The 20405-nt window shown below is 62.6% G+C and carries 18 protein-coding genes; 14 read left to right on the plus strand and 4 right to left on the minus strand.

From position 1 onward, the window contains the following. Positions 1-28: 28 nt before the first annotated feature. Complete coding sequence (locus tag GJR96_RS17890) at positions 29-1162, minus strand: MFS transporter (protein ID WP_151164906.1); 1134 nt, start codon at positions 1160-1162, stop codon at positions 29-31. A gap of 391 nt (positions 1163-1553) precedes the next feature. On the opposite strand from GJR96_RS17890, the gene GJR96_RS17895 reads away from it, so the two are divergent. The 3 genes from GJR96_RS17895 (at position 1554) to GJR96_RS17905 (ending at position 4544) form a co-directional block, all read left to right on the plus strand. Beyond that, positions 1554-1961 carry a VOC family protein gene (locus tag GJR96_RS17895; protein WP_151164878.1) on the plus strand — a complete coding sequence of 136 codons (408 nt, stop codon included), beginning with the start codon at positions 1554-1556 and terminating at the stop codon, positions 1959-1961. 523 nt (positions 1962-2484) lie between these two features. Beyond that, on the plus strand, positions 2485-2877 hold the full coding sequence (locus tag GJR96_RS17900) for a hypothetical protein (protein ID WP_151164879.1): 393 nt from the start codon (positions 2485-2487) through the stop codon (positions 2875-2877). Beyond that, complete coding sequence (locus GJR96_RS17905; protein ID WP_151164880.1) at positions 2874-4544, plus strand: hypothetical protein; 1671 nt, start codon at positions 2874-2876, stop codon at positions 4542-4544. Before GJR96_RS17900 ends, GJR96_RS17905 begins: the two co-directional genes overlap by 4 nt. A gap of 48 nt (positions 4545-4592) precedes the next feature. On the opposite strand, the gene GJR96_RS18520 is transcribed toward GJR96_RS17905, so the two are convergent. Next, positions 4593-5243 (minus strand): helix-turn-helix domain-containing protein, encoded by a 651-nt coding sequence (locus GJR96_RS18520; RefSeq protein WP_151164881.1) that lies wholly within the window; start codon positions 5241-5243, stop codon positions 4593-4595. Positions 5244-5331: 88 nt separating this feature from the next. On the opposite strand from GJR96_RS18520, the gene hutU reads away from it, so the two are divergent. From hutU to hutH, 4 genes are read left to right on the plus strand one after another with little or no spacing between them, the layout of a single operon-like run. Beyond that, positions 5332-7086, plus strand: coding sequence for a urocanate hydratase (gene hutU, locus GJR96_RS17915; RefSeq protein WP_151164882.1), 1755 nt, complete (start codon positions 5332-5334; stop codon positions 7084-7086). Continuing rightward, a complete protein-coding gene (hutG, locus tag GJR96_RS17920; RefSeq protein WP_151164883.1) occupies positions 7083-8012 on the plus strand; it encodes a formimidoylglutamase in 930 nt (309 codons plus the stop codon). Before hutU ends, hutG begins: the two co-directional genes overlap by 4 nt. Then, entirely contained in the window at positions 8005-9261 is a 1257-nt protein-coding gene (hutI, locus tag GJR96_RS17925; protein ID WP_151164884.1) for an imidazolonepropionase, read from the plus strand. Before hutG ends, hutI begins: the two co-directional genes overlap by 8 nt. Further along, positions 9254-10834 carry a histidine ammonia-lyase gene (gene hutH, locus GJR96_RS17930; RefSeq protein ID WP_151164885.1) on the plus strand — a complete coding sequence of 527 codons (1581 nt, stop codon included), beginning with the start codon at positions 9254-9256 and terminating at the stop codon, positions 10832-10834. The genes hutI and hutH overlap by 8 nt, the downstream gene beginning before the upstream one ends. Before the next feature lie 102 nt (positions 10835-10936). Here hutH and GJR96_RS18230 read toward each other — a convergent pair whose 3' ends face one another. Together GJR96_RS18230 and GJR96_RS17935 are read right to left on the minus strand one after the other, a co-directional pair. Then, complete coding sequence (locus GJR96_RS18230; protein ID WP_191965922.1) at positions 10937-11080, minus strand: HVO_A0556 family zinc finger protein; 144 nt, start codon at positions 11078-11080, stop codon at positions 10937-10939. 87 nt (positions 11081-11167) lie between these two features. Continuing rightward, on the minus strand, positions 11168-12667 hold the full coding sequence (locus GJR96_RS17935) for a cobyric acid synthase (protein WP_151164886.1): 1500 nt from the start codon (positions 12665-12667) through the stop codon (positions 11168-11170). Positions 12668-12837: 170 nt separating this feature from the next. On the opposite strand from GJR96_RS17935, the gene GJR96_RS17940 reads away from it, so the two are divergent. The 7 genes from GJR96_RS17940 to GJR96_RS17970 all read left to right on the plus strand — a co-directional run bounded on the left by GJR96_RS17940 (position 12838) and on the right by GJR96_RS17970 (position 20321). After that, a complete protein-coding gene (locus GJR96_RS17940; RefSeq protein WP_151164887.1) occupies positions 12838-14454 on the plus strand; it encodes a long-chain-fatty-acid--CoA ligase in 1617 nt (538 codons plus the stop codon). 183 nt (positions 14455-14637) lie between these two features. Continuing rightward, the gene (locus tag GJR96_RS17945; protein WP_151164888.1) at positions 14638-15210 is read left to right on the plus strand and encodes a nitrous oxide reductase accessory protein NosL; all 573 of its coding nucleotides are present in this window, start codon (positions 14638-14640) and stop codon (positions 15208-15210) included. An 8-nt stretch (positions 15211-15218) separates the two neighbouring features. Then, a complete protein-coding gene (locus GJR96_RS17950; RefSeq protein ID WP_151164889.1) occupies positions 15219-17078 on the plus strand; it encodes a NosD domain-containing protein in 1860 nt (619 codons plus the stop codon). Then, positions 17075-17863 carry an ABC transporter ATP-binding protein gene (locus tag GJR96_RS17955; protein WP_151164890.1) on the plus strand — a complete coding sequence of 263 codons (789 nt, stop codon included), beginning with the start codon at positions 17075-17077 and terminating at the stop codon, positions 17861-17863. The genes GJR96_RS17950 and GJR96_RS17955 overlap by 4 nt, the downstream gene beginning before the upstream one ends. After that, entirely contained in the window at positions 17860-18678 is an 819-nt protein-coding gene (locus tag GJR96_RS17960) for an ABC transporter permease subunit (protein ID WP_151164891.1), read from the plus strand. The genes GJR96_RS17955 and GJR96_RS17960 overlap by 4 nt, the downstream gene beginning before the upstream one ends. Before the next feature lie 123 nt (positions 18679-18801). Continuing rightward, positions 18802-19479 carry an SCO family protein gene (locus tag GJR96_RS17965; protein ID WP_151164892.1) on the plus strand — a complete coding sequence of 226 codons (678 nt, stop codon included), beginning with the start codon at positions 18802-18804 and terminating at the stop codon, positions 19477-19479. Next, a complete protein-coding gene (locus tag GJR96_RS17970) occupies positions 19479-20321 on the plus strand; it encodes a sulfite exporter TauE/SafE family protein (RefSeq protein ID WP_151164893.1) in 843 nt (280 codons plus the stop codon). The genes GJR96_RS17965 and GJR96_RS17970 overlap by 1 nt, the downstream gene beginning before the upstream one ends. The last annotated feature ends 84 nt before the right edge of the window (positions 20322-20405 follow it).

Genomic DNA, 20405 nt, shown 5'->3' on the forward strand with positions numbered 1-20405 from the left:
GCCCTTCGATACGGGGTTCAGTTTTGTTTTACCGGACGCGCGCATCCCAGTAGAGGAGTCCAGCGGCGACGACGAGGCACACAGCGAGACCGGCAAACGCCACGACGTAACCGAGGTACGTGGCGACGATGCCGACGTAGGCAGGACCGACGGCGTTCGCACCGAGGAAGAACGCCCGTGCGGCACCGAGGTCGGCACCCCTGTCGTCGTCCGGTGCGTTGTCGAAGATGATGGCGTCTGCGAGGGGGAACTCCATCTTGTAGCCGATTGCGAGGGCCACGACCGAGACGTAGATGAACGCACGCGCGTCGACGAACGAGAGCACTGCCAGCGCACCAGCGGCGACGAGGAGACCGACGACGGCAATCGACTCTCTTCGGAACCGGTCGCTCAGGCCGCCAGCGACGGGCTTTATGGTAATCCCGACTGCGAACACGACGGCGAAGGTTGCGCTCGCGAGTTGTTGGTCGAATCCCTTCGCCTCGATAAGGTACGTCGGAAAGAAGTTGATGAATCCCCCGACCATGAAGTAAAACAGGCCGAACGCGACGAGTGTTCGGCGTTGCGCGGGACTGGCGAGCAGTCGCCGAATGGTCCCGGAGGCGTCGAGTCTCGGGGACCCGACTTCGTACCCTTCTGTGGACCAGAGGGCAAAGAGGACGGTGAGTCCCCCGAGAACGACAGCGACCGGGAGAAACGGCGTGCGCCACGTCGCGTATGTGAGTGCGAGGATGGCGAGGCCAGAGGCGAGGAGACCACCGAGGTCTGTACCCGCAGCGTAGAGGCCGAGTGCGCGCCCGCGACGTTCGACGAACAGGTCTGAGATGAGTGCACGCGACGGAATCGCGAAGAATCCCTTTCCGAGTCCGGTGACGACGGCGGCGACGACGAATCCAGCGAGTCCTCCCGCGACACCGAACGTCGCGAATCCGACGACGAGGAGGGCGAGACCGGGGACGATGAGTGTCGCGCGCGTCCACCGGTCGGAGTATTCACCACCGGGATATTGGGTAATCGCGTAGACCCCCTGAAACAGTGCGAGGGCGATTCCTGCGGTTGCTTCGGTAATCTGTAAATCCGCGATAATCGTCGGGAGAAGTGGTGACAAGAGGAACCGGCCCGCCTGAAGAACCGCCCACGCGAGCGAGACGGTGAGTAGCATCCGACCCCGATAGCCTGCGAGGACGTGTTGGTCGGACGCCGTCGTTTGGTTCACACGTCTCGTATGACGACCTGCTACCAATGAATTGCGGTTTCGGAACCCTGCGATACGACGCGTGGTGGTGGGTCTCGCGTCGTGTCGTCTAACTCCACTGTCTCCCCGTTAGCATCCTTTTCAAATTTAAACTAATTTATTCCAAATTTAATGGGGTAGGCGTAACATTTCACTGTCTACTGTCTAAATAGAGGAAACAATCGATATTACTGGACAAGGTGGCGATAAAACATACTATCTTTGCGTAAATTGTAGGTCTGTTCTATAGAGCTCACATTGGTTCCCCACTGTTCACCGGCGAGTGAGTATTTACCACACCTGCGGCTGATACCCAATCATGGACGTCACTGCGATAGACCACGTCAACTTGCGAATCCCCGAAGATGGCCTCGACGACGCACTCGCGTTCTACAGCGACGCACTCGGATTCGACATCGAAAACCGGGACCTATTCGAAGCAGGTGAGAAACCGTTCGTCTCGGTTCGACTCACACCGGTGAGTATCATCCACCTCCAACCGACGTCGACGTTCCAACCGCCGAACGAGACGGCGTTCGACCACGTCGCCATCGAGTTCGACCACACCATCGACGAACTCCGCCGACATCTCGAAGATGGGGGGGTGGACATCGACCGGCAACTCGAACCACTTGGTGCGACTGGTGTCGCACCTGCGGTGTACGTCACAGACCCGTTCGGCTATACGCTGGAACTGAAAGCACGTCCGGGTGGTGAGAACGAGTAGCAGCAACAATAGTATTGGCCAAATACCACAATACTAATTAGTGTTATCGAGATTACACTCTACCACTCGTCGCTCGACTTCACTCGGTCGCGCACGTGGGCCGACTCACCGTGATTTGTCCTCGAGTCGTAACACCGGAGACTGAAAGCCTCCCGATACCACAAGAAAGAGGCCCTATACTCCATTAAATCTGGAGTTTAGGAGTGGTTATGACGGTACTTACAAGTGTGTAGGATATCAATAATTTCTAGTATGGGTGGACAAAAGATTGACAAAATAAGCGGTCACCTCGAGTTCGAGTGGGGGGAACTCGGGTACTCACCGGATGGTGTCACGGGGATCAGAGATGCCAGTAGTGTTCATACTACACACTCAAGACTCTGGTCGTCCTGCCCGGTCACACCCGGTGGCCGCAACGATGGAGATGGGGTGATTGGCGATGCGGTGTGACGAGGGACTCGACGATGGCTCGGTCCCCACCGACGAGGGCACGCTTCGCAGGTCGGCCCGAGGTGTCTGACCGATGTGTCGAGACGAAGTCGCTGGTTCGGCACACGAGGTGGCAGGATTCCAGACGGGGACGTCGGAAGCGGGTGCGACCGACAACAATCTCTCGTTGTACGTCTTCGCCGCCGTCGAACACGTTCCGCGACCCGAGGACTGCTTCGACCCACTCTCGGACATCACGTGGCTTCAGTTCATCGACGGCCTCGATATGTACGTCGTCGTGGGAGACGAGGCGGCGTTCGTCGACGCTGTCGCCCCGGATTGCGACGCACGAGAGCCCGGTGTTTGGCTCGTCGACGACTCCGGGACCGTCCACAGTCAGTGGTCGCTTCCGTCGGAACGGAACGACGTGCTCTCGATTGGACGCACCGTCGAGCGGACAATCGATATGTGGGGTGAGGCGAAATGACGCCCCTCTTCCGTGAGATGGAGCGCGTCAGCGAGAAATTCGTCACCGCCATCCGCGGTGTCACCGTAGAGAAGTCGGTGTGGGCGAACGGCGAGGGACTCTCTGTCGTTCGATTAGAGATTTCGTCGGAGAGAGACGACCGCGTCGACTTTCGACTGCTCGAGTCTGTGCCACCGGACTTCCCGTTAGAGAATCTGGGATCGCACCCGAAGTACAACGGCGACAAGTGGACGAAAACCGACGACCGAGCGTTCGTCTACGCCGACCGACTCGAACCCTCCGGCGAGGTGTCTACTCTCTACGGAATCAAGGGACTCTCGCCGAACGACCTCGAATCATTTCTCACCGAAACGGCGGTCGAAATCGACCCTGCAGGTGACGAACCAGCGAGCGACTGCGACGACTCAACAACCATGACGAACGACGACACGACCGATACCGAACTCGACGACGACACCGGCACCGACGAGCGACCCTTCACCTCACGGAGCGACTTCAACGGTCGTATCCCACGCGTCGAAGACCTCCGCTCGGCGTCCGGTCGATGGGACTCCAAACACGCTGACACCAACTCCTCGGACATCCAGTTCGTCGGGTCGAGGGCACAGTCGTCTGCCGACTCGGACTCTCAGTCGAAGATAGAACTCGACGACCCGACGGAGGGCGCAGACGAGAACGAACTCATCACGGAATCGGATTCCGACGGGTCGCCAGAAGAAGACGCCCCAGATACGTCTGCAGAGGTGGAAACGGCAGACTCAGCCCAGTCGTCGGTCGAACGTGACTCTGTCGGCACCGACGAACGTGATTCCGTCGACACCGACGAAATCGAGGCGGACGCAGTCGAGGACACGAGAGACAGTCCGGAAGACGCCGACGAAGCGGTGGACGCGGACAGTGCAGAGTCAGGCGACGAAGATGTGAGTCTCGAGGACTCGCCCGACGAAGAGACGACGAAGGACCCCGTCGACCCCGCTGGCACCGAAGCCGAGGGAGACGACGAATCCGCTTCTGAACCAGACGAACTCGGGACCGACTCCTCCGACCCCGACCCCGTCGAATCGGAGACGGACAAGGTGACTGACGCCGACAGTGTCGTCGGCGCTCTGGTCGCCGAACTCTCGGCCCGTGACCTCTCTGCGGAAGAGGAGGCAGTCCTTCGGGACTCACTTGGGGCGTCGTCGCCGAACTCACTGGACGTCCGACTCGAACACGTCCAGAACCGTGTCGACAACCTCGCGGCCTACACGACTGCGCTCGAAGAGTTCCTCGACGAGAACGGGACTGCAGAGCAGGTTCTCGACGACTTGCAAACCGACACGGCAGAGATGCGCGAGGATATCGAGCGTCTCGAATCGGCACTCTCCGCGTCGAAGGAAGCCATACAGACCATCGAGTCACAGGTCGAGTCGATAGAAGACAGGATGGTCACCACGTCTACGTTCGAAGAACGCCTCTCGGACCTGGACGAACGACTCGTCTCCGAGTCGGCACTCGAAGCACAGGTGGCGGAACTCACCGACGAACTCGAAGCCATCCGTGGTGACGTGGAGACCGGAAAGACGTGGCGCAGCAACCTCAGCCAAGCCATCCAACTTCCCGGCATGATGGAGGAGGCGAACGACGAGTCTGCGTCTCAGACCGAATCTGTCGAACAGCACTCGTAGGGTCGCTGTCGCCTTCGACGCAGTCTGTCTCTCAGCACGTCGACTCGGTCAGAAGAGGTAGCGAACCACCGACTCCATCACCTTCCGCTCCGCGCGTCTGAGGTGTTCTTCGGCGGTCCGTCGCGTGACGCCCATCTGTGCCGCGATTGCTTCGGTCCCTGTTCCCCGTGGAAGGTCGTAGTAGCCGTGTTCGTACGCCAGTTTGAGCGCCTCTCGTTGGCGACCGGTGAGGTCTGGCATCGCGTCGAGTGGGGCTAACAGCGGTGCATCGCCGCTCGCGAACGAGACTTCTCGCTTCGATTCGACGCTCACGTCGAATCCGCTGTCGACGAGGTCACGGAAACAAGCGGTCAGCGCGGCGGCCGAGACGGCCAGCAGACGGCAGACTTTCGCACCTCGCTGGTACCGAAGCGGTGGGAGTAAGAGGACGCCGTGGCGGCGGAGGTAGCCCTCGATATCGTCTATCTCGTGGTGTCGAAGGCAATCGGCGGTGATGGCGACGACTTCGTCGCCGCGTTCGACTGCCGCTTCGATGCCGACGGTTTCACGCACTCGTTCGAGTACGTCGCCGCCGACTTCGTGGCTCACGTGCAACAGGTCACAGTGTTCGTTACACCACAGTTCTATCGTGGCACTGGTCCCAGCGGTGGCGGCAGCATACGCGCTGTCGTCTCTGATTCGGAGCGTTGCCTCGTACACGAGCGAAGCAGATACACTCGGTAGTTATATAAATTAACCACCGTGTGGTGGGGGAACCGATACCCGTCGTGGTCTCCAAGTGAGAGGTATGCACGACCAACCATCGTCCGCCGTCGAAGACCGACTCGGCGAACCGAGCGAGCAGTGGCGTCGGTATCAGGGGTCTCCGACCGGGATGGACATCGAGTGTAAGGGGTGGCGACAGGAGGCGGCGCTCCGGATGCTCAACAACAACCTCGACCCGGAAGTAGCCGAACGACCGGAGGACCTCGTCGTCTACGGAGGAACGGGCAGGGCCGCCCGTTCGTGGGATGCCTACGACGTGATTCTCACCGAGTTACGCGAACTCGACGACGACGAGACGCTCCTCGTCCAGTCGGGCAAACCGGTTGGGAAGTTCCAGACGCACGAACGCGCCCCTCGCGTCCTCATCGCCAACTCGAATCTCGTCGGCCACTGGGACGACTGGGAACACTTCCACGAACTGGAGGCACAGGGGAAAATCATGTACGGCCAGATGACCGCCGGGTCGTGGGCGTACATCGGGACGCAGGGTATCATCCAGGGTACCTACGAGACACTCGCAGAACTCGCGCGACAAGAGTACGGGAGTGACCTGCGCGGCAAGCTTGTCGTGACTGGTGGCCTCGGCGGCATGAGTGGCGCGCAACCGCTGGCGGTGACGATGAACCACGGCGTCTGTATCGCCGCGGAGGTCAAAGCCGACCGAATCCAACGCCGTGTCGAGACGGACTACCTGATGGACGCCGCGGACTCTCTCGACGAGGCACTGGAGAAGGCGCACGAGGCTCTCGAAGCGGGAGAACCCTACAGTGTCGGCGTGCAGATGAACGCCGCTGACATGCTGGAAGAACTCCTCGCGCGTGACGAGATACCCGACGTCGTCACCGACCAGACGAGCGCGCACGACGAGTTGGAGGGCTACTACCCGAGTGGGTACACCGTCGAAGAGGCTGACCAACTCCGTGACGACGACTCCGAGGCGTACGTCGAAGCGAGTCTCGACACGATGGAACGCCACGTGCAGGCCATCCTCGACTTGCAAGACCGTGGCGCAATCGCTTTCGAGTACGGGAACAACATCCGCGGACAAGTCCAGACGCACCGCGGGATGACTCACGCGTTCGACTTCCCCGGATTCGTGCCCGCGTACATCCGCCCGATGTTCTGTCGTGGCCGCGGACCATTCCGCTGGGCCGCACTCTCGGGTGACCCAGAAGACATCTACCGAACCGACGAGGCGATTCGGGAACTCTTCCCCGAGAACGAGTCGCTCATGCGCTGGATAGACCTCGCACAGGAGCAAGTGTCCTTCCAGGGACTCCCCTCGCGAGTCTGTTGGCTTGGCTACCACACTGACGAGGAAGGCCTCACCGAACGCGCCCGGTTCGCGCTGAAGATAAACGAACTCGTCGCGGCGGGTGAGATTTCGGCACCCGTCGTCGTCACGCGCGACCACCTCGACGCGGGGTCTGTCGCCAGTCCGAACCGCGAGACTGAGGCGATGCGCGACGGCACCGACGCCGTCGCCGACTGGCCCATCCTGAACGCCCTGCTCAACACCGCTGCCGGTGCGGACATCGTCTCGGTTCACGACGGTGGTGGCGTCGGCATCGGTAACTCACTCCACAGCAACAACCACGTCGTCCTCGATGGAACCGACCTCGCGGCGAAGAAGGCGCGTGCGGTGTTCACCACCGACCCCGGCATGGGCGTCATCCGCCACGCCGATGCAGGGTACGAAGACGCCCTCGACGAAGCGACGCAGTCGTGCGTCCACGTTCCGATGCGGGAGTACGACGCGGAACGAGGGGACGAATGACGATTTCCGACCCACCCGTCTGGGACGGAACGTCGTCTGACCCGAACGACGAGCAGTTCGGGGACATCGTCCACGAGACGAGTCTCGAAGACGTGAGCGAGTACGACGCCGTGTTCGTGGGCGAACCGTACGACGGCGCGGTCATCGGTCGTCGCGGTGCCCGTGAGGGACCGACCGCGATTCGGCGCGCACTCGCGTCGCTCAAGACGAATCACTTCGACGATGGCCCGGTTGGGACCGTCGCTGACCTCGGTGACGTCTCGTTCGATGGGTCACGTGACGGCGTGGCTGGTGTCCAGTCGATGGTCGCCGACATCACCGCCGACGTGTACGAACGCGGGTCGTTCCCTGTCTTCCTCGGAGGGGACAACTCGTTGACCGTCGGCAACGTGCGTCCACTCTTGGCCCTCGACGCATCTGTCGGCGTCGTGAGCTTCGACGCCCACCTCGACTGTCGGGAACCGCTCGATGGACCGTCCAGTGGGACACCGTACCGGCAACTGTTCGACGAGGGTCTGGACAAACTCGCCGTCGTCGGTGCGCGGCACTTCGAGACATCGACGGCGTACGCCGACTTCTTGGGCGAGGTCGGTGGGACGATTCTCACTGCCGACGAAGTCGGCCGCGACCCGGTCCAGACGACCGACTTCGCCCTCGACGCCCTCGCAAACTGTGACTTCGTCTTCGTCAGTCTCGACGTGGACGTTCTCGACCAGACCGCCGCACCGGGCGTGAGTGCGCCGACGCCGGGTGGCATCACCACTCGTGAGTTGTACACGATGCTCCGGCGAGTCGCCTCGGACTCCCGCGTGGTCGGGTTCGAAGTCGTGGAGTGCGCACCCTCGCTCGACGACAGTGGACGGACTGTCGACGCCGCGGCGCGTGCTGTCGCTCACTTCCTCTCGGGGGTGACGGCCGATGCATGACGCTGACACGAAGAACCGTGCATCGGACGACGATGACCTGACAATCGTCCACGGCGCGGCAGAACTCGTCGTTGGCCCGGACGAGGGAACCGGAGTCACCGTCGTCGAGGGTGGAGCGTTCGCCGCCCTCGACGGCCGAGTCGTCGCTGTCGGACCGACCGACGACGTTCTCGCCGATTATCCACTCGCCGACGCCGACACGGTAGTCGACGCGACTGGAAAGACGGTCCTTCCGGGGTTCGTCGACCCGCACACCCACGCCCTCTTCGCCGGCGACCGTTCGGACGAGTTCGTGGCGAAACTCCGCGGGGCGACCTACGAAGAGATACTCGCGCAGGGCGGTGGTATCCTCAGAACTGTCGATGCTGTGCGTGAGGCGTCCGACGAGGAACTCGTGGCCAATCTCACGGCGCACCTCGATGCGATGCTCGAACATGGGACGACGACAGTCGAAGTCAAGACCGGATACGGTCTCGACACCGAGACGGAACTCCGCATGCTCGATGCAATCGCGGTGGCGGGCGACGACCACCCCGTCGATGTCGTTCCGACGTTCATGGGTGCCCACGCCGTCCCGCAGGGGATGGACACCGACGAGTACGTCGACGAAGTCGTCACCGAACAACTCCCAGCAGTCGCCGAACAGGGTATCGCCGAGTTCTGCGACGTGTTCTGCGAACGCGGCGTGTTCGACGCCGAGCAATCGCGTCGAATATTGGATGCAGGCCGTGAATACGGCCTCACGCCGAAGATTCACGCCGACGAATTCGCCGCTATCGGTGGCACTGACGTGGCCGCCGCCGTCGGTGCGGCGAGTGCAGACCATCTCCTCCATACCGGCGAGTCGGGTCGAGAGACGCTCGTCGAAGTGGGTGTCACGCCAGTCATGCTCCCCGGAACCGCGTTCGGACTTGGCGCAGACTACGCCGACGCCCGCGCGTTCCTCGACGCCGGTCACGAAGTCGCCCTCGCCACCGATTTCAATCCGAACTGCTTTGCTCGAAGCATGGGGTTCGTCGCCACACTCGCCAGCGTCGGCATGCGAATGACACCGCAGGAAGCTATCAGGGGAATCACCAGCGCCGCCGCGAACGCGCTGGGACGGACTGATGGGACCGGAACGCTTCGTCCCGACAGTCCCGCTGACGCCGTCGTCCTCGACGTGCCCACTGCGACACACCTCTCGTATCGCTTCGACACGAATCCCGTTTCGACTGTCCTGAAGTCGGGGGTGGTCGTCCATGCGTGAACCGACGGCATTCCCCGACACCGTCGTCCTCGACGGCGCATCCCTGACGCCCGAAGACGTGGTCGCTGTCGCCCGACACGACGCGACTGTCGAACTCGACGCCGACGCCATCGAACAGATGCGTGAATCGCGCGCGAGAGTGGAGTCGGTCCTCGACTCCGGCGAACCCGTCTACGGCGTCAATACCGGATTCGGCCACCTCGTGGAGACGCACATCGACCGGGAAGACATCGAACGACTCCAGACGAACCTCGTGCGGAGTCACTCCGCTGGTGCTGGCCGCGAACTCACACGGACCGAAGTCCGGTCGATGATGGTGACGCGGGCCAACACGCTCGCGAAGGGCTACTCAGGAATCCGCCCCGAAGTCGTGGACCTGCTCGTCTCCATGCTGAACGAGGGTGTCCATCCAGTCGTCCGGTCACGCGGGAGTCTCGGCGCGAGTGGTGACCTCGCACCGCTGGCGCACATGGCGCTCGTCCTCATCGGCGAAGGCGAGGCGCACGTCGAAGGGACGCGACAATCCGGCGGTGATGCGCTCCGTTCGGTCGGATTGGAACCGGTGACGCTCAAGTCGAAAGAAGGACTGGCGCTCATCAACGGCACCCAACTCACCGTCGGCCTCGCGTCGCTGTTCGTCGTCGACGCCGAGCGAATCGTCGACGCGGCGGACGCCGCTGGTGCTCTCACGACGGAAGTCACGATGGGAACGACGGCTAACTGCGACCCGGCGATTCACGACGTGAGGCCGCACCCCGGACAAAAAGAGAGCGCTGCCGCGGTTCGGCGACTCACCGAGGGTTCGACCGTCCTCGAATCACACAAAGACTGCGAGCGTGTCCAAGACGCCTACTCGATTCGGTGTCTCCCGCAGGTGAACGGGGCCGTCAGAGACGCCGTGTCCCACCTGCGTGAGGCAGTCGATATCGAACTCAACAGTGTGACCGACAACCCACTCGTCTTCCCCGCGGGCGCTGTCGACGAACGTGCTCCCGGAACTGACGTTGCCGCCGTCGTGTCCGCCGGGAACTTCCACGGAGAACCCTTAGCACTCCGTCTGGACTACGCCGCCGGCGCACTCACGGAACTCGCGGCTATCTCTGAGCGCCGGAGTGACCGGATGCTCAATCCCGACGTACAGGAGTCGTATCTGCCGCCGTTCTTGACCGAACACAGCGGCCTCCGGTCGGGGTACATGATTGCGCAGTACACCGCCGCCGCACTCCTCAACGAGTGCCGGTCGTTCGGCCGTCCGTCGCTCGACTCCACACCCGTCAGCGGGGGGCAGGAAGACCACGTGAGTATGAGCGGTCAGAGCGCCTTGAACGCGCGCATCGTCGCAGAGAACGTCGCGACTATCGTCGGCGTCGAACTGCTCTGCGGTGCGCAGGCGGCAGAATTCCTCGACGAAGGGCTCGAACTCGGCATCGGTACGAGTGCCGTTCGCGACGCGATTCGGTCCGTGGTACCACCGTTAGACGACGACAGACCGCTGGATGGTGAACTCGAGGAGGCGTCGGACCTCGTTCGGTTCGGGGCGGTTCGGGCGGCAGTCGCAGACGCGTTAGACTGACCGCTTGGGTCGTCACGGCCCCGAATTCTGTGGTATTCTCGTACTTAGCTGCACACGCTGCATCCTCGTCTGGCGAAACTCGTGAACTCGCCGAGAATCGGCTTACCAGAGTTGGACTGCCGGCGTCCCGCAGTCGTCGCAGACGATTGCGTCGTTGTCTTTGTAACTCCCGAGAATCAGGTCTCCGTCACAGTAGGTACAGTCGTCCTCGTCGAGCGATTCGAAAAGATGTACGGATTGAGACATAGTTCACGACTAGATTCCAGCCCTAAGAACATTTCTCCGGAGCGATATATTGTGATGCGTACTGGTCGTCAGAGCGGTGGCAGGTGGTTACGCCACGCCGACGCTGTCGAGCAACGACTCGACGTCGACGTTGTCCGCGACGAGTGACGCCGCACGCTCGTATGGGTCCGGTTCATCTCGAACTCCACTCGGTCGATCTTTACTTGCGGACTCGTACACGGCATCGACGAACGCGTTTCGCGGCGATTCGTTTGCGAACAGGTCGTGGAGATAGGTCCCGGCGACTCGTCCCGTGGCAGCGCCGTCTCCAGTGACTGGCAGTGCGTCGCCGACCAGTTGCGTCTCTCCCATGTGTATCTCGTATCCGTCTACCGGGCCTGATGCACCTGCGAGCGGTCCGTTGCCGTCGAATTCGACGTGGACGGGCTCGACCCGTTTGTCGTGCGAAAACCGCGTCACAGTCGGCAGATACCCGAGTCCATCGACCGTCTCGTCGTCTCGCGTGCCTTCGATATCTGCGTTCTCGATTCGCTCGCCGAGGAGTTGATACCCACCGCAGATACCGACGATGGGGCCCTCGAAGGTGGCGAGTTCGGTGTCGAAGCCGGCGTCCCGCAGTGCGAGCAAGTCGTCCACCGTGTTCTTGCTACCGGGGAGGACGACTCCGTCGATATCTACGAGTGAGGCATCGAGTGGTAGGTACGCGACTCGAACACCGGGCGTCGCGGTAAGCGGTCCGAAGTCAGTCGCGTTCGAGATGTGCGGGAGGCGTGGGACGCCAATCGTGACCGACCGGGCGTTTGGAATTCCGTCGTCGTCGCCGACGATTGCCCGTTCGCCTTCTGCGGGCAATGCGAGGCTATCCTCTTCGGGAAGTCCGGGGTCGTCGTACGGAATCACCCCGAGGATAGGGACACCCGTTCGGTCTTCGAAGGCGTCGAGTCCCGAGTCGAGGAGGCTCGGGTCGCCACGGAACTTCGTGATGACCGCGCCGACGACTCGATTTCTGATGTCGTCGGGGAGGAGTTCGAGCGTCCCGACGAGACTGGCGAAGACGCCACCGCGTTCGATGTCGGCGACGAGGAGAACCTTCGCGTCGGCGAAGCGCGCCGCCTCGACGTTCGCTAAATCGCGGTCGTGGAGGTTTATCTCGGCGATAGAGCCAGCACCTTCGGCGACGACGACGTCTGCGGTGTCCGCGAGTCGTTCGTGTGACGCACGTGCAGCGTCACGGGCGTCGTGCCAATGGTCGGCGTAGTAGTCTCCGGCGGCGTTGATGCCGACCGCCTGCCCCTGTACAACCAGTTGCGACGTTCCGTCGCCGTGCGGTTTGAGCAACACCGGGTTGTGGTCGGTGGTAGGTGTCACGCGAGCAGCACGGGCTTGGACGTACTGCGAGACCCCGATTTCACCGAACCCGTCGCCCTCGCTGGTCGCGACGGCGCGCGCGTTGTTACTCATGTTCTGGGCTTTGAACGGCGCGACGCCGAGTCCGCGGGTAGAAAAGAGGCGGCAGAGTCCCGCCGCAACGGTACTCTTTCCGACGTGGCTCGCGGTTCCGGCGACGAGGAGGGTCGGCGTCGTCATTCACTGGAGTGCAGGGGGCCTCGGTTCAAAGGTGTTGAGTTCGGCGACACCCAACCTCGTGTGATGGGTGATACTCTAAGCCCCCACTATATTTTGGGCCACGAGTCGAATCGTTGAAATCTTGCCGCAAGTGGTGCGTTTAGTTCACTCCGCGGCCCGGTCTTTCACGAATGAAAAAACAGTTGCTCGTGACGGATTTCCTGGACCGTGCGCGAACGTACTACGGCGACTACGAGGCCATCGTCGGGACCAACGCTGAGCGGTTTACGTACAGTGAGTTCGGCGAACGAGTCGACCGGTTCTCTGCGGCGTTACAGGACCTCGGTGTCGGAAAGGGTGACCGAGTCGCTGTCCTCGACCCGAACACACACTACCATCTCGAAGCGGCGTTCGGGTCGATGCAGTGCGGTGCCATTCACGTCCCGTTGAACTACCGACTCACACCCGACGACTACGAGTACCTCCTCTCGGACTCGGGGACGGACGTGGTCTACGCCGACTACCAGTTCGCCAGTAAAATCGAGGCGGTGCGCGACGACGTGCCCGCAGATACCTTCGTGACGAACGACCCCGCCGCAGTCGAAGGGGACTGGCTCGACTTCGAGGACTTCCTCGACGACGCCGACCCGGACGCCTACGAGCGCCCGGAGATGTCCGAAGACGAAATCATCACCATCAACTACACCTCGGGGACGACGGGCGACCCGAAGGGCGTCTGCCGAACGCACCGAACCGAGTCGCTGCACGCCCAACTGGTGACGATTCACCACCACATCTCGGACGACGACGTGTACCTCTGGACGCTCCCGATGTTCCACGTCAACGGCTGGGGCCACATCTACGCCATCACGGGTCGCGGCGCGAAACACGTCTGTACCCGCGGTGTCGACGCCGAGAACGTGTTCGACGCGATTACCGACGAAGACGTGTCGTTCTTCTGCTGTGCGCCGACGGTGCTGTCTATCCTGCGCGAGTACGCCGAGGAGAACGACCCCGCGTACACTGGTGCGAACCCAATTCGCGTGACTGCCGCCGGGAGCGCAGCACCCAGTGCGACGATTCGCTACACCGAAGACGAGTTCGGGTGGGAGTTCACCCAACTGTACGGTGCCACGGAGACCGGTCCACTCATCGCTACCTCCGACGCGCGCAGACTGATTCCCGACGAGGGCGGACTCCGGTTCTCGCTGAAACAGCGACAGGGCGTCGCCCCACTCGGAACCGACCTCTGCGTCGTCGACGAAGACGGGAACGAAGTCCCGCGCGACGACAGCACCATCGGCGAAGTCGTCGTCCGCGGCAACCAGGTGATGGAGAAGTATTGGAACAAGCCAGACGAGACCGACGAGGCGTTCAACGACCGTCGCGACGGCTGGTACCACACGGGTGACCTCGCCGTCGTCAACGAAGATGGCATGATATCCATCCAAGACCGCAAGAAGGACATCATCATCTCCGGTGGCGAGAACATCTCGTCGGTCGAACTGGAAGACACGCTGTTCGACCACGACGCCATCGCGGACGTGGCGGTCATCCCTGCACCGTCCGAGAAGTGGGGCGAGACGCCGAAGGCGTTCGTCATCCCAGCCAACGGCGACGTCGAGAACCCCGGCGTCACCGCCGAAGAACTGACCGAGTACACGCGTGACCGACTCGCTGGCTACAAGGTCATCCGTGAGTTCGAGTTCGTCGAGGACATCCCGAAGACGGCCACCGGGAAGATTCAGAAGTACGAACTCCGGAAGCGCGAGTGGGACGACGAAGACCAGATGGTCGGGCAGGGATAACTGCTCTATCCGTACCGGGGACACTCCCGGTCACTGTCGAACAGTCGTTCGAGGAACACTCAATGTTGGTTTAGGCTATTGGACTAGTGCGGCGCTCAAATGGCAATGTGGGAGTTATATTCTCGGCACTCTTGTAATGATTGAACCAATCTGCTTTTCGGTGAATCTTGACTACGTCGGAGCATGGACGACGACGAAGCATCCAACGTTGCTCCGACGAGACGGACGTATCTCAAGCTTGGCGGCCTCACCGCGACGGCGGCACTGGCCGGTTGTCTCGGCGGTGCCCCGACTGCAGACGGCGGTGCCCAAACCGACGTCGAACCCGCGGATGTGCCCGATGACGCCTCGTGCGCCGTCTGTAACATGATGCCTGCGAAGTTCCCCGACTACAACGCCCAACTCGCCTACGAGAGCAACGACCACCAGTTCTTCTGCTCGACGGGGTGTATGACTACGTTCGCCGCCGTTCCCGGTCACTTCGACGAGGCGTTCGACGGTGAGACACCTGCCGGTGCGTGGGCACACGACCACCAGACGAAAGCGCTCGTCGACGGCCAATCTGCGTTTTACGTCTTGGAGATGAACCCGGACCGGGTCGACGACCCGATGATGAAGAACCCCCTCGCGTTCGCGTCTCGTGACGACGCCGTCGCGTACGTCGACCAGTACGACGACCTGTCGGAAGACGATATCGTCGCGTTCGACGCCTTCGACCGGGAACTGGCAGAACAGTACCGAGCCAAGTTCTTCTGACGAGTTCGATGCGTCGCCCCGTTCTCATCGCGGTGGTCGGCGTTCTTCTCGTGAGTGGGTACGTCGCGCCGTTCGCCGTCGGGTCGACAGTATCTCCGCGTCCCGTCCACTTTGGCGAAACAGTCGAATCCGGTCTCTCGGTCGCATCTGTTCGGTCCGTGCAGGCCGACGGCGGCGTCGTCCCGAAAGCGCAGGTCTCGTACGCCCAGTACGAACCGGTTGTCGGATACTACGGCGTCGAATCCGCCGTCGAGACGCTTCGGCGTGATGGGCGCGACCAGCGCTTCGGCCCGCCGATAGCCGTCTTCGTGAGCGATTTCTCGGCGACGACTCCCAGACCCACCGGGAGTGGGTACGTGAACGTCTCGTCGGACCCCGGGTGGGTTGACGCTCGTGACGCACACTTCGTCGTCTCCGAGTCCGGAACGTCCGTCGTCGTGCCGTTCTCCGACCGGTCGGAAGCAGACGAGTACGCGACTCGCGTCGATGGCGCGGTGTGGGACTGGGAGCGTCTCGTCTCGACCCTCGCCGTCGACAGAGGTGGCCCCGACCACGAGTCGTGGGTGGCCGACCGGTCCGCGACTGCCTCGACGACGGCCGACTCACTTCGACAGTTGACCGCCCGGCCCGTGTCTGTCGTCGTCGGCGACGACGCGCCGACGATTGCGGACGCCGTCGAACGTGCGCCCCCCAACACGACAGTCGTGGTTCCCGAGGGGACGTACACGACACGGGTCAGCATCGAGAAACCGGTCACACTCCGTGGGAGTGGTGCCGAGACAGTCGTCGACGGCGGTGGAAACGGGTCGGTTCTCACGGTGAACGCGTCCGGTGTCGCCATCACCGACCTACGGATAGCGGGCGTCGGAACCGAGACCATCGACGTCCAGGGTGACGCCGAAGGGTGGGACAGCGTCGTCGAACGAACCTACGGGCGCGGCGACGCCGGTGTGGCCGTCCTCGGTGGGTCACACATCTACGTCTCACGAGTACGCGTCGACACCCCGTCGAACGGTGTTCTCGTCCGAGACGCCGATGCTGTCGTCGTTTCGAACGTCACTGTCCGCGGCGACCCAGCACCCGGCGTGGGGTACATGGGTGTGATGATGATGCGGTCCCCCGTCGTCGTACAGGACTCGACGTTCACTGGTGGTCTAGACGCCGTCTACGCACATCGCGCGGATGGTTTGGTCGTCCGCAACAGTACGATGCGAGACGCTCGATTCGGTGTCCACCTCATGTTCACTTCTGATGCACTCGTCGCCGACAACATCGTTCGGAACACGTCTACCGGCGTCGTCGTCATGACTCGGCCGTCGGGTATCGCTCTCGTCGGCAACGACGTGCGTGAGTCGAACCACGGCATCGTGACCGCCGGAGCGGACTCGTACGTCGCCCGCAACGTCCTCGTGGACGACGGCGTCGGCCTCAAAATCGGCTCTCGGACGTCGCTGTACACCGAAAACGTCGTCGCCCGCAACGACGTTGGCGTCGAAGCGGCGTCGTTCGTCGCCTCGAACCGCGTCGTCGGCAACGACTTCGTGGCGAACGGACGGCACGCGCGCGCGACGTCGGGTCCGCTCAGACTCTGGTCCCGTGGCGACAGTGGGAACTACTGGGATACTGCGGTTGGTCTCGGTCCAGACGGGTCGCTGTCGCGCCCGTACCGACCGACCGACCCACTCGACGCTCGACTCGACGAACGTGGGACCACGACACTCGCACGCTCGCCGGCACTGACAGCGCTTCGGGCGCTTCAGGGTGCAGTTCCCGGAATGCGTGCGGGCGGCATCGTCGATACCCACCCGGAACCTGACCCGGTGAACCCAGTCTTGGTGAACCGGGCGCTGAACGACTCTCTCCCATGAACACTCGAACCACGTCCTCAGAATTCATCCACACTGAACCAGCGACGACAGTCGAGTCGGCCGTCGTCTCAGTCCGCGACATCTCTCACTCGTACGGGACGCTCACGGTCCTCGACTCCGTCTCGCTCACTGTCAGTGCGGGCGAACTCGTCGCCGTCGTCGGCCCGAACGGGTCTGGCAAATCGACGTTTCTCCGCTTGCTCACGGGTGCACAGCGACCGACCAGTGGGACTATCGTGTACGGGCGTTCCGGAGACAAATCCACGGACTCCGACGCGACAGTTGGGTATCTTCCCCAGCGTCTTCACCCGCGAGACGAGTTCACTGTCAGCGAGACACTCGACTATTACGCGAACCTCGCTGACGACGGACTCGACCACGAAACAGTCGTCGAACTCGTCGGTCTCCACGGCGTCTCCGACAGGCGCGTCGGCGCGCTTTCCGGTGGCATGCGGCGATTACTCGGCCTCGGAATCGCCATCGTCGGCGACCCCGACCTCGTCGTCCTCGACGAACCGACGAGCGGACTCGACCGGACGATGACTCGCCGCGTCTTCGAGGTCTGTCGTGACGTTGCAGACGCTGGCCCCGCCGTCGTCCTCGCATCACACGACCTCTCGACCGTCGAACGAATGGCCGACCGTGTCGTCTTCGTCGACGGCGGCGGCATCAGATTCGACGGCCCGCCGTCGACGTTCGGTGGTGACGACTGCCCACTCGTCGATGCCTACGACGACTGGGTCGAGACGGGTGGGAACACGACTGTTCGAGGGGCGACCCGATGAATCTCGACCGACGCCACGTCGAGGCAATCGCCCGACGCGAAGTCGTCACAGTGGCACGAACACGTGCGAGTTGGTTCCTGACCGTCGGCATCGCGGTGGTCGTCTCGGGACTCGCTGTCCTCGGCGGTGGGGGTGCGAGTGGGTACCTCCCCGTCGTCGTCGACCTCTCGATGCCCGCAGAGGTTCTCGTCCCACTGCTCGCGTTCGCATTCGGGTATCGTGTCTTCCTCGACGACCGGCGCAGCGGCGAACTGGCGGTCCACGCGATTATGCCGCCGTCACGGGTCTCCGTGGTAACTGGGGTGTTTCTCGGACGCGCCGTCGTCCTCGCCGTCGCACTTGCACTCGGGTTCCTCCCCGGATTCGTCGCGGGTGCCCTCGCTGGCGATGCCGGTGGTGCGCTGTACGCGACACAACGGGGCGCGGACTCACCACTGTTGTACCTTCGGTTCGTCTCGTTGGCGACGCTGTACGGCATCTCGTCGCTCGCACTCGCACTCGCCGTGTCCGCGGCAGTTCGTTCGACTCGTGCCGCTCTCGCTGGCGTCTTCGGCCTCGGATTGATGCTCCTCGTGGGTATCGACCTCGGTCTCTTCGGGGCCGTCGTGTCGGGACTCGTCGGAACCGAGTCACTTCCGGTTGCACTCGCGTTCAGCCCGAATGCGGCGTTTCGCGCCCTCGTGTTGACCACCGTCGTCGACGTTGCGACAGTCTCGTCTGGCGGTCTCGGTGTCGTCCTCGCTAACGTGGCCAGTCTCGTCGCGTGGACGATAGTCGGGGTATCCGGGGCGGTGGTGACGGTGTGGGACGACTGACGGCCGTCCGACTGACTGTGATTCGTTCTCGATGAGACACGTTCTCAACCGAGATTGTTCGAGCCGTACAATTCGGGGAACCAACCAACCGACTTTCACGTGACTATCGTATAGGTCCAAGTAATGCACCGCAGGAAGTTTCTCGCTGTGGCCGGCGCGACTGCACTCACTTCGACGACGGGGTGCGTCGGGTCTGTTCTGGGTGGGTCGACCAAGACTGTTCTCGACAAACCCGAGGACCAACCCGTCCGAAGTGCGAACCTCCCGTACCCTGCGTACGGGCAATCTCTCCCGGAGGTATCGCTCGACGCGCCCCTCGCTGGCCGGACGATATCGACCACGGAGTTCGACGACCGACTCGTCTTGATGACGTTCATCTACAGTCACTGCAACAGTATCTGTCCGTTTCTCATCTCCACGCTTCGGCAAGTCCAGACGGCCGCCACACAGAATGGCTACGCCGACGACGTGGTGTTCCTCCCGGTCACGTTCGACCCGGCACGCGACGACGAGGCCAGACTTCGCGAGTACGCCGACATGATGCACGTCGACCTCGGCGCGGGCAACTGGCACTTCCTCCGGCCACGCGACCACGACCACGCGAAGGCAGTCGTCGAAGACACGTTCGGTGTCACGTTCCAGAAGACCGGTGCGACAGACAGTTCGATGTACATGTACAACCACCTCGGGTTGGCTCTCCTCGCCAACGGAGACGGCGTCGTCGAACGCGCGTACACGGGGACCGACCCGAAAGCAGAGCAGATGAAGGCTGACGTAGAGTCCATCCTCGACGCGCGGTGATGAACGCCGTCTTGTTACAGGCCGCAGGCGACACCTGTGTCGCACCCGGTGCGACGCCGACGACGAGAACTGTCGAACTCGGATTGTTCTTCCTCGTCGGCCTCTTCGGCACCGGCCACTGTCTCGGCATGTGCGGTCCACTCGTCTCCATCTACGCCGACAAGATGGACGAACGCGGGCGAAGTGACGGCGGGAGCGGAAGCTTTCTCACCGTCACACAGGTCCGCCAGCACCTGCTCTTCAACGCCGGGCGCGTCGCCGTCTACACCATCCTCGGGGCACTCTTCGGCCTCGTCGGACTGGTGACGTTCTCGTCAGCGAACGCGACGGTGCCACTCGGCGACGAAGTCCGCGCCCTCGTTGGTGTCGTCGTCGGCGTTGGCATCGTCGTGACCGGGGTGAGTTACCTCGCTGGCGGTGCGGGCACGACCCTCGTTCGTGGCGTTCCACTCTTCGACGGGCTATTCCACCGTGTCCACGGTGTGCTCAGTTCGCGTATCGACACGTGGGTCGGCGGCCCACGCATCTTCGGACTCGGGTTCGTCCACGGATTCCTCCCGTGCCCCCTGCTGTATCCTGCATTTCTCTACGCCTTCGGGCAGGCAGACCCGGTGAAAGGTGCACTCTCACTGTTCGTCCTCGGCATCGGGACGTTCCCCGCGTTGTTCCTCTACGGAACCGTGTTCCAATCCGTGAGTACACGCCGTCGCCGTTTGGTCCACCGCCTCCTCGGCGGTGTGTTCTTGCTCTTGGGTGCGCACACCCTGTTCGCTGGGTTGCGTCTCTTTGGGTTCGACGTGCCGCATCTGTTCTCACTGCCGGTGTACCAGCCACTCGGCTGAGTCGGTTCGGTCCGGTACCGTAACGCACACTGAGTTCGGGGACTGCACCAATCGTCCTTTGTCCACCAACAGCCTAGTCGGGGT

The sequence above is a fragment of the Haloferax litoreum genome (assembly GCF_009674605.1).
Classification (GTDB): domain Archaea; phylum Halobacteriota; class Halobacteria; order Halobacteriales; family Haloferacaceae; genus Haloferax; species Haloferax litoreum.

What these genes read in the sequence shown, in the direction of transcription:
- hutH (WP_151164885.1), top strand. Translation starts at nt 9,254, where the DNA reads ATGCGTGAACCGACGGCATTCCCCGACACCGTCGTCCTCGACGGCGCA.
- GJR96_RS17955 (WP_151164890.1), top strand. Translation starts at nt 17,075, where the DNA reads ATGAACACTCGAACCACGTCCTCAGAATTCATCCACACTGAACCAGCG.
- hutG (WP_151164883.1), top strand. Translation starts at nt 7,083, where the DNA reads ATGACGATTTCCGACCCACCCGTCTGGGACGGAACGTCGTCTGACCCG.
- GJR96_RS17935 (WP_151164886.1), bottom strand. Translation starts at nt 12,667, where the DNA reads ATGACGACGCCGACCCTCCTCGTCGCCGGAACCGCGAGCCACGTCGGA.
- GJR96_RS17950 (WP_151164889.1), top strand. Translation starts at nt 15,219, where the DNA reads ATGCGTCGCCCCGTTCTCATCGCGGTGGTCGGCGTTCTTCTCGTGAGT.
- GJR96_RS17890 (WP_151164906.1), bottom strand. Translation starts at nt 1,162, where the DNA reads ATGCTACTCACCGTCTCGCTCGCGTGGGCGGTTCTTCAGGCGGGCCGG.
- GJR96_RS17945 (WP_151164888.1), top strand. Translation starts at nt 14,638, where the DNA reads ATGGACGACGACGAAGCATCCAACGTTGCTCCGACGAGACGGACGTAT.
- GJR96_RS17940 (WP_151164887.1), top strand. Translation starts at nt 12,838, where the DNA reads ATGAAAAAACAGTTGCTCGTGACGGATTTCCTGGACCGTGCGCGAACG.
- GJR96_RS17900 (WP_151164879.1), top strand. Translation starts at nt 2,485, where the DNA reads ATGTGTCGAGACGAAGTCGCTGGTTCGGCACACGAGGTGGCAGGATTC.
- hutI (WP_151164884.1), top strand. Translation starts at nt 8,005, where the DNA reads ATGCATGACGCTGACACGAAGAACCGTGCATCGGACGACGATGACCTG.
- GJR96_RS17895 (WP_151164878.1), top strand. Translation starts at nt 1,554, where the DNA reads ATGGACGTCACTGCGATAGACCACGTCAACTTGCGAATCCCCGAAGAT.
- GJR96_RS18230 (WP_191965922.1), bottom strand. Translation starts at nt 11,080, where the DNA reads ATGTCTCAATCCGTACATCTTTTCGAATCGCTCGACGAGGACGACTGT.
- GJR96_RS17965 (WP_151164892.1), top strand. Translation starts at nt 18,802, where the DNA reads ATGCACCGCAGGAAGTTTCTCGCTGTGGCCGGCGCGACTGCACTCACT.
- GJR96_RS17970 (WP_151164893.1), top strand. Translation starts at nt 19,479, where the DNA reads ATGAACGCCGTCTTGTTACAGGCCGCAGGCGACACCTGTGTCGCACCC.
- GJR96_RS17960 (WP_151164891.1), top strand. Translation starts at nt 17,860, where the DNA reads ATGAATCTCGACCGACGCCACGTCGAGGCAATCGCCCGACGCGAAGTC.
- hutU (WP_151164882.1), top strand. Translation starts at nt 5,332, where the DNA reads ATGCACGACCAACCATCGTCCGCCGTCGAAGACCGACTCGGCGAACCG.
- GJR96_RS17905 (WP_151164880.1), top strand. Translation starts at nt 2,874, where the DNA reads ATGACGCCCCTCTTCCGTGAGATGGAGCGCGTCAGCGAGAAATTCGTC.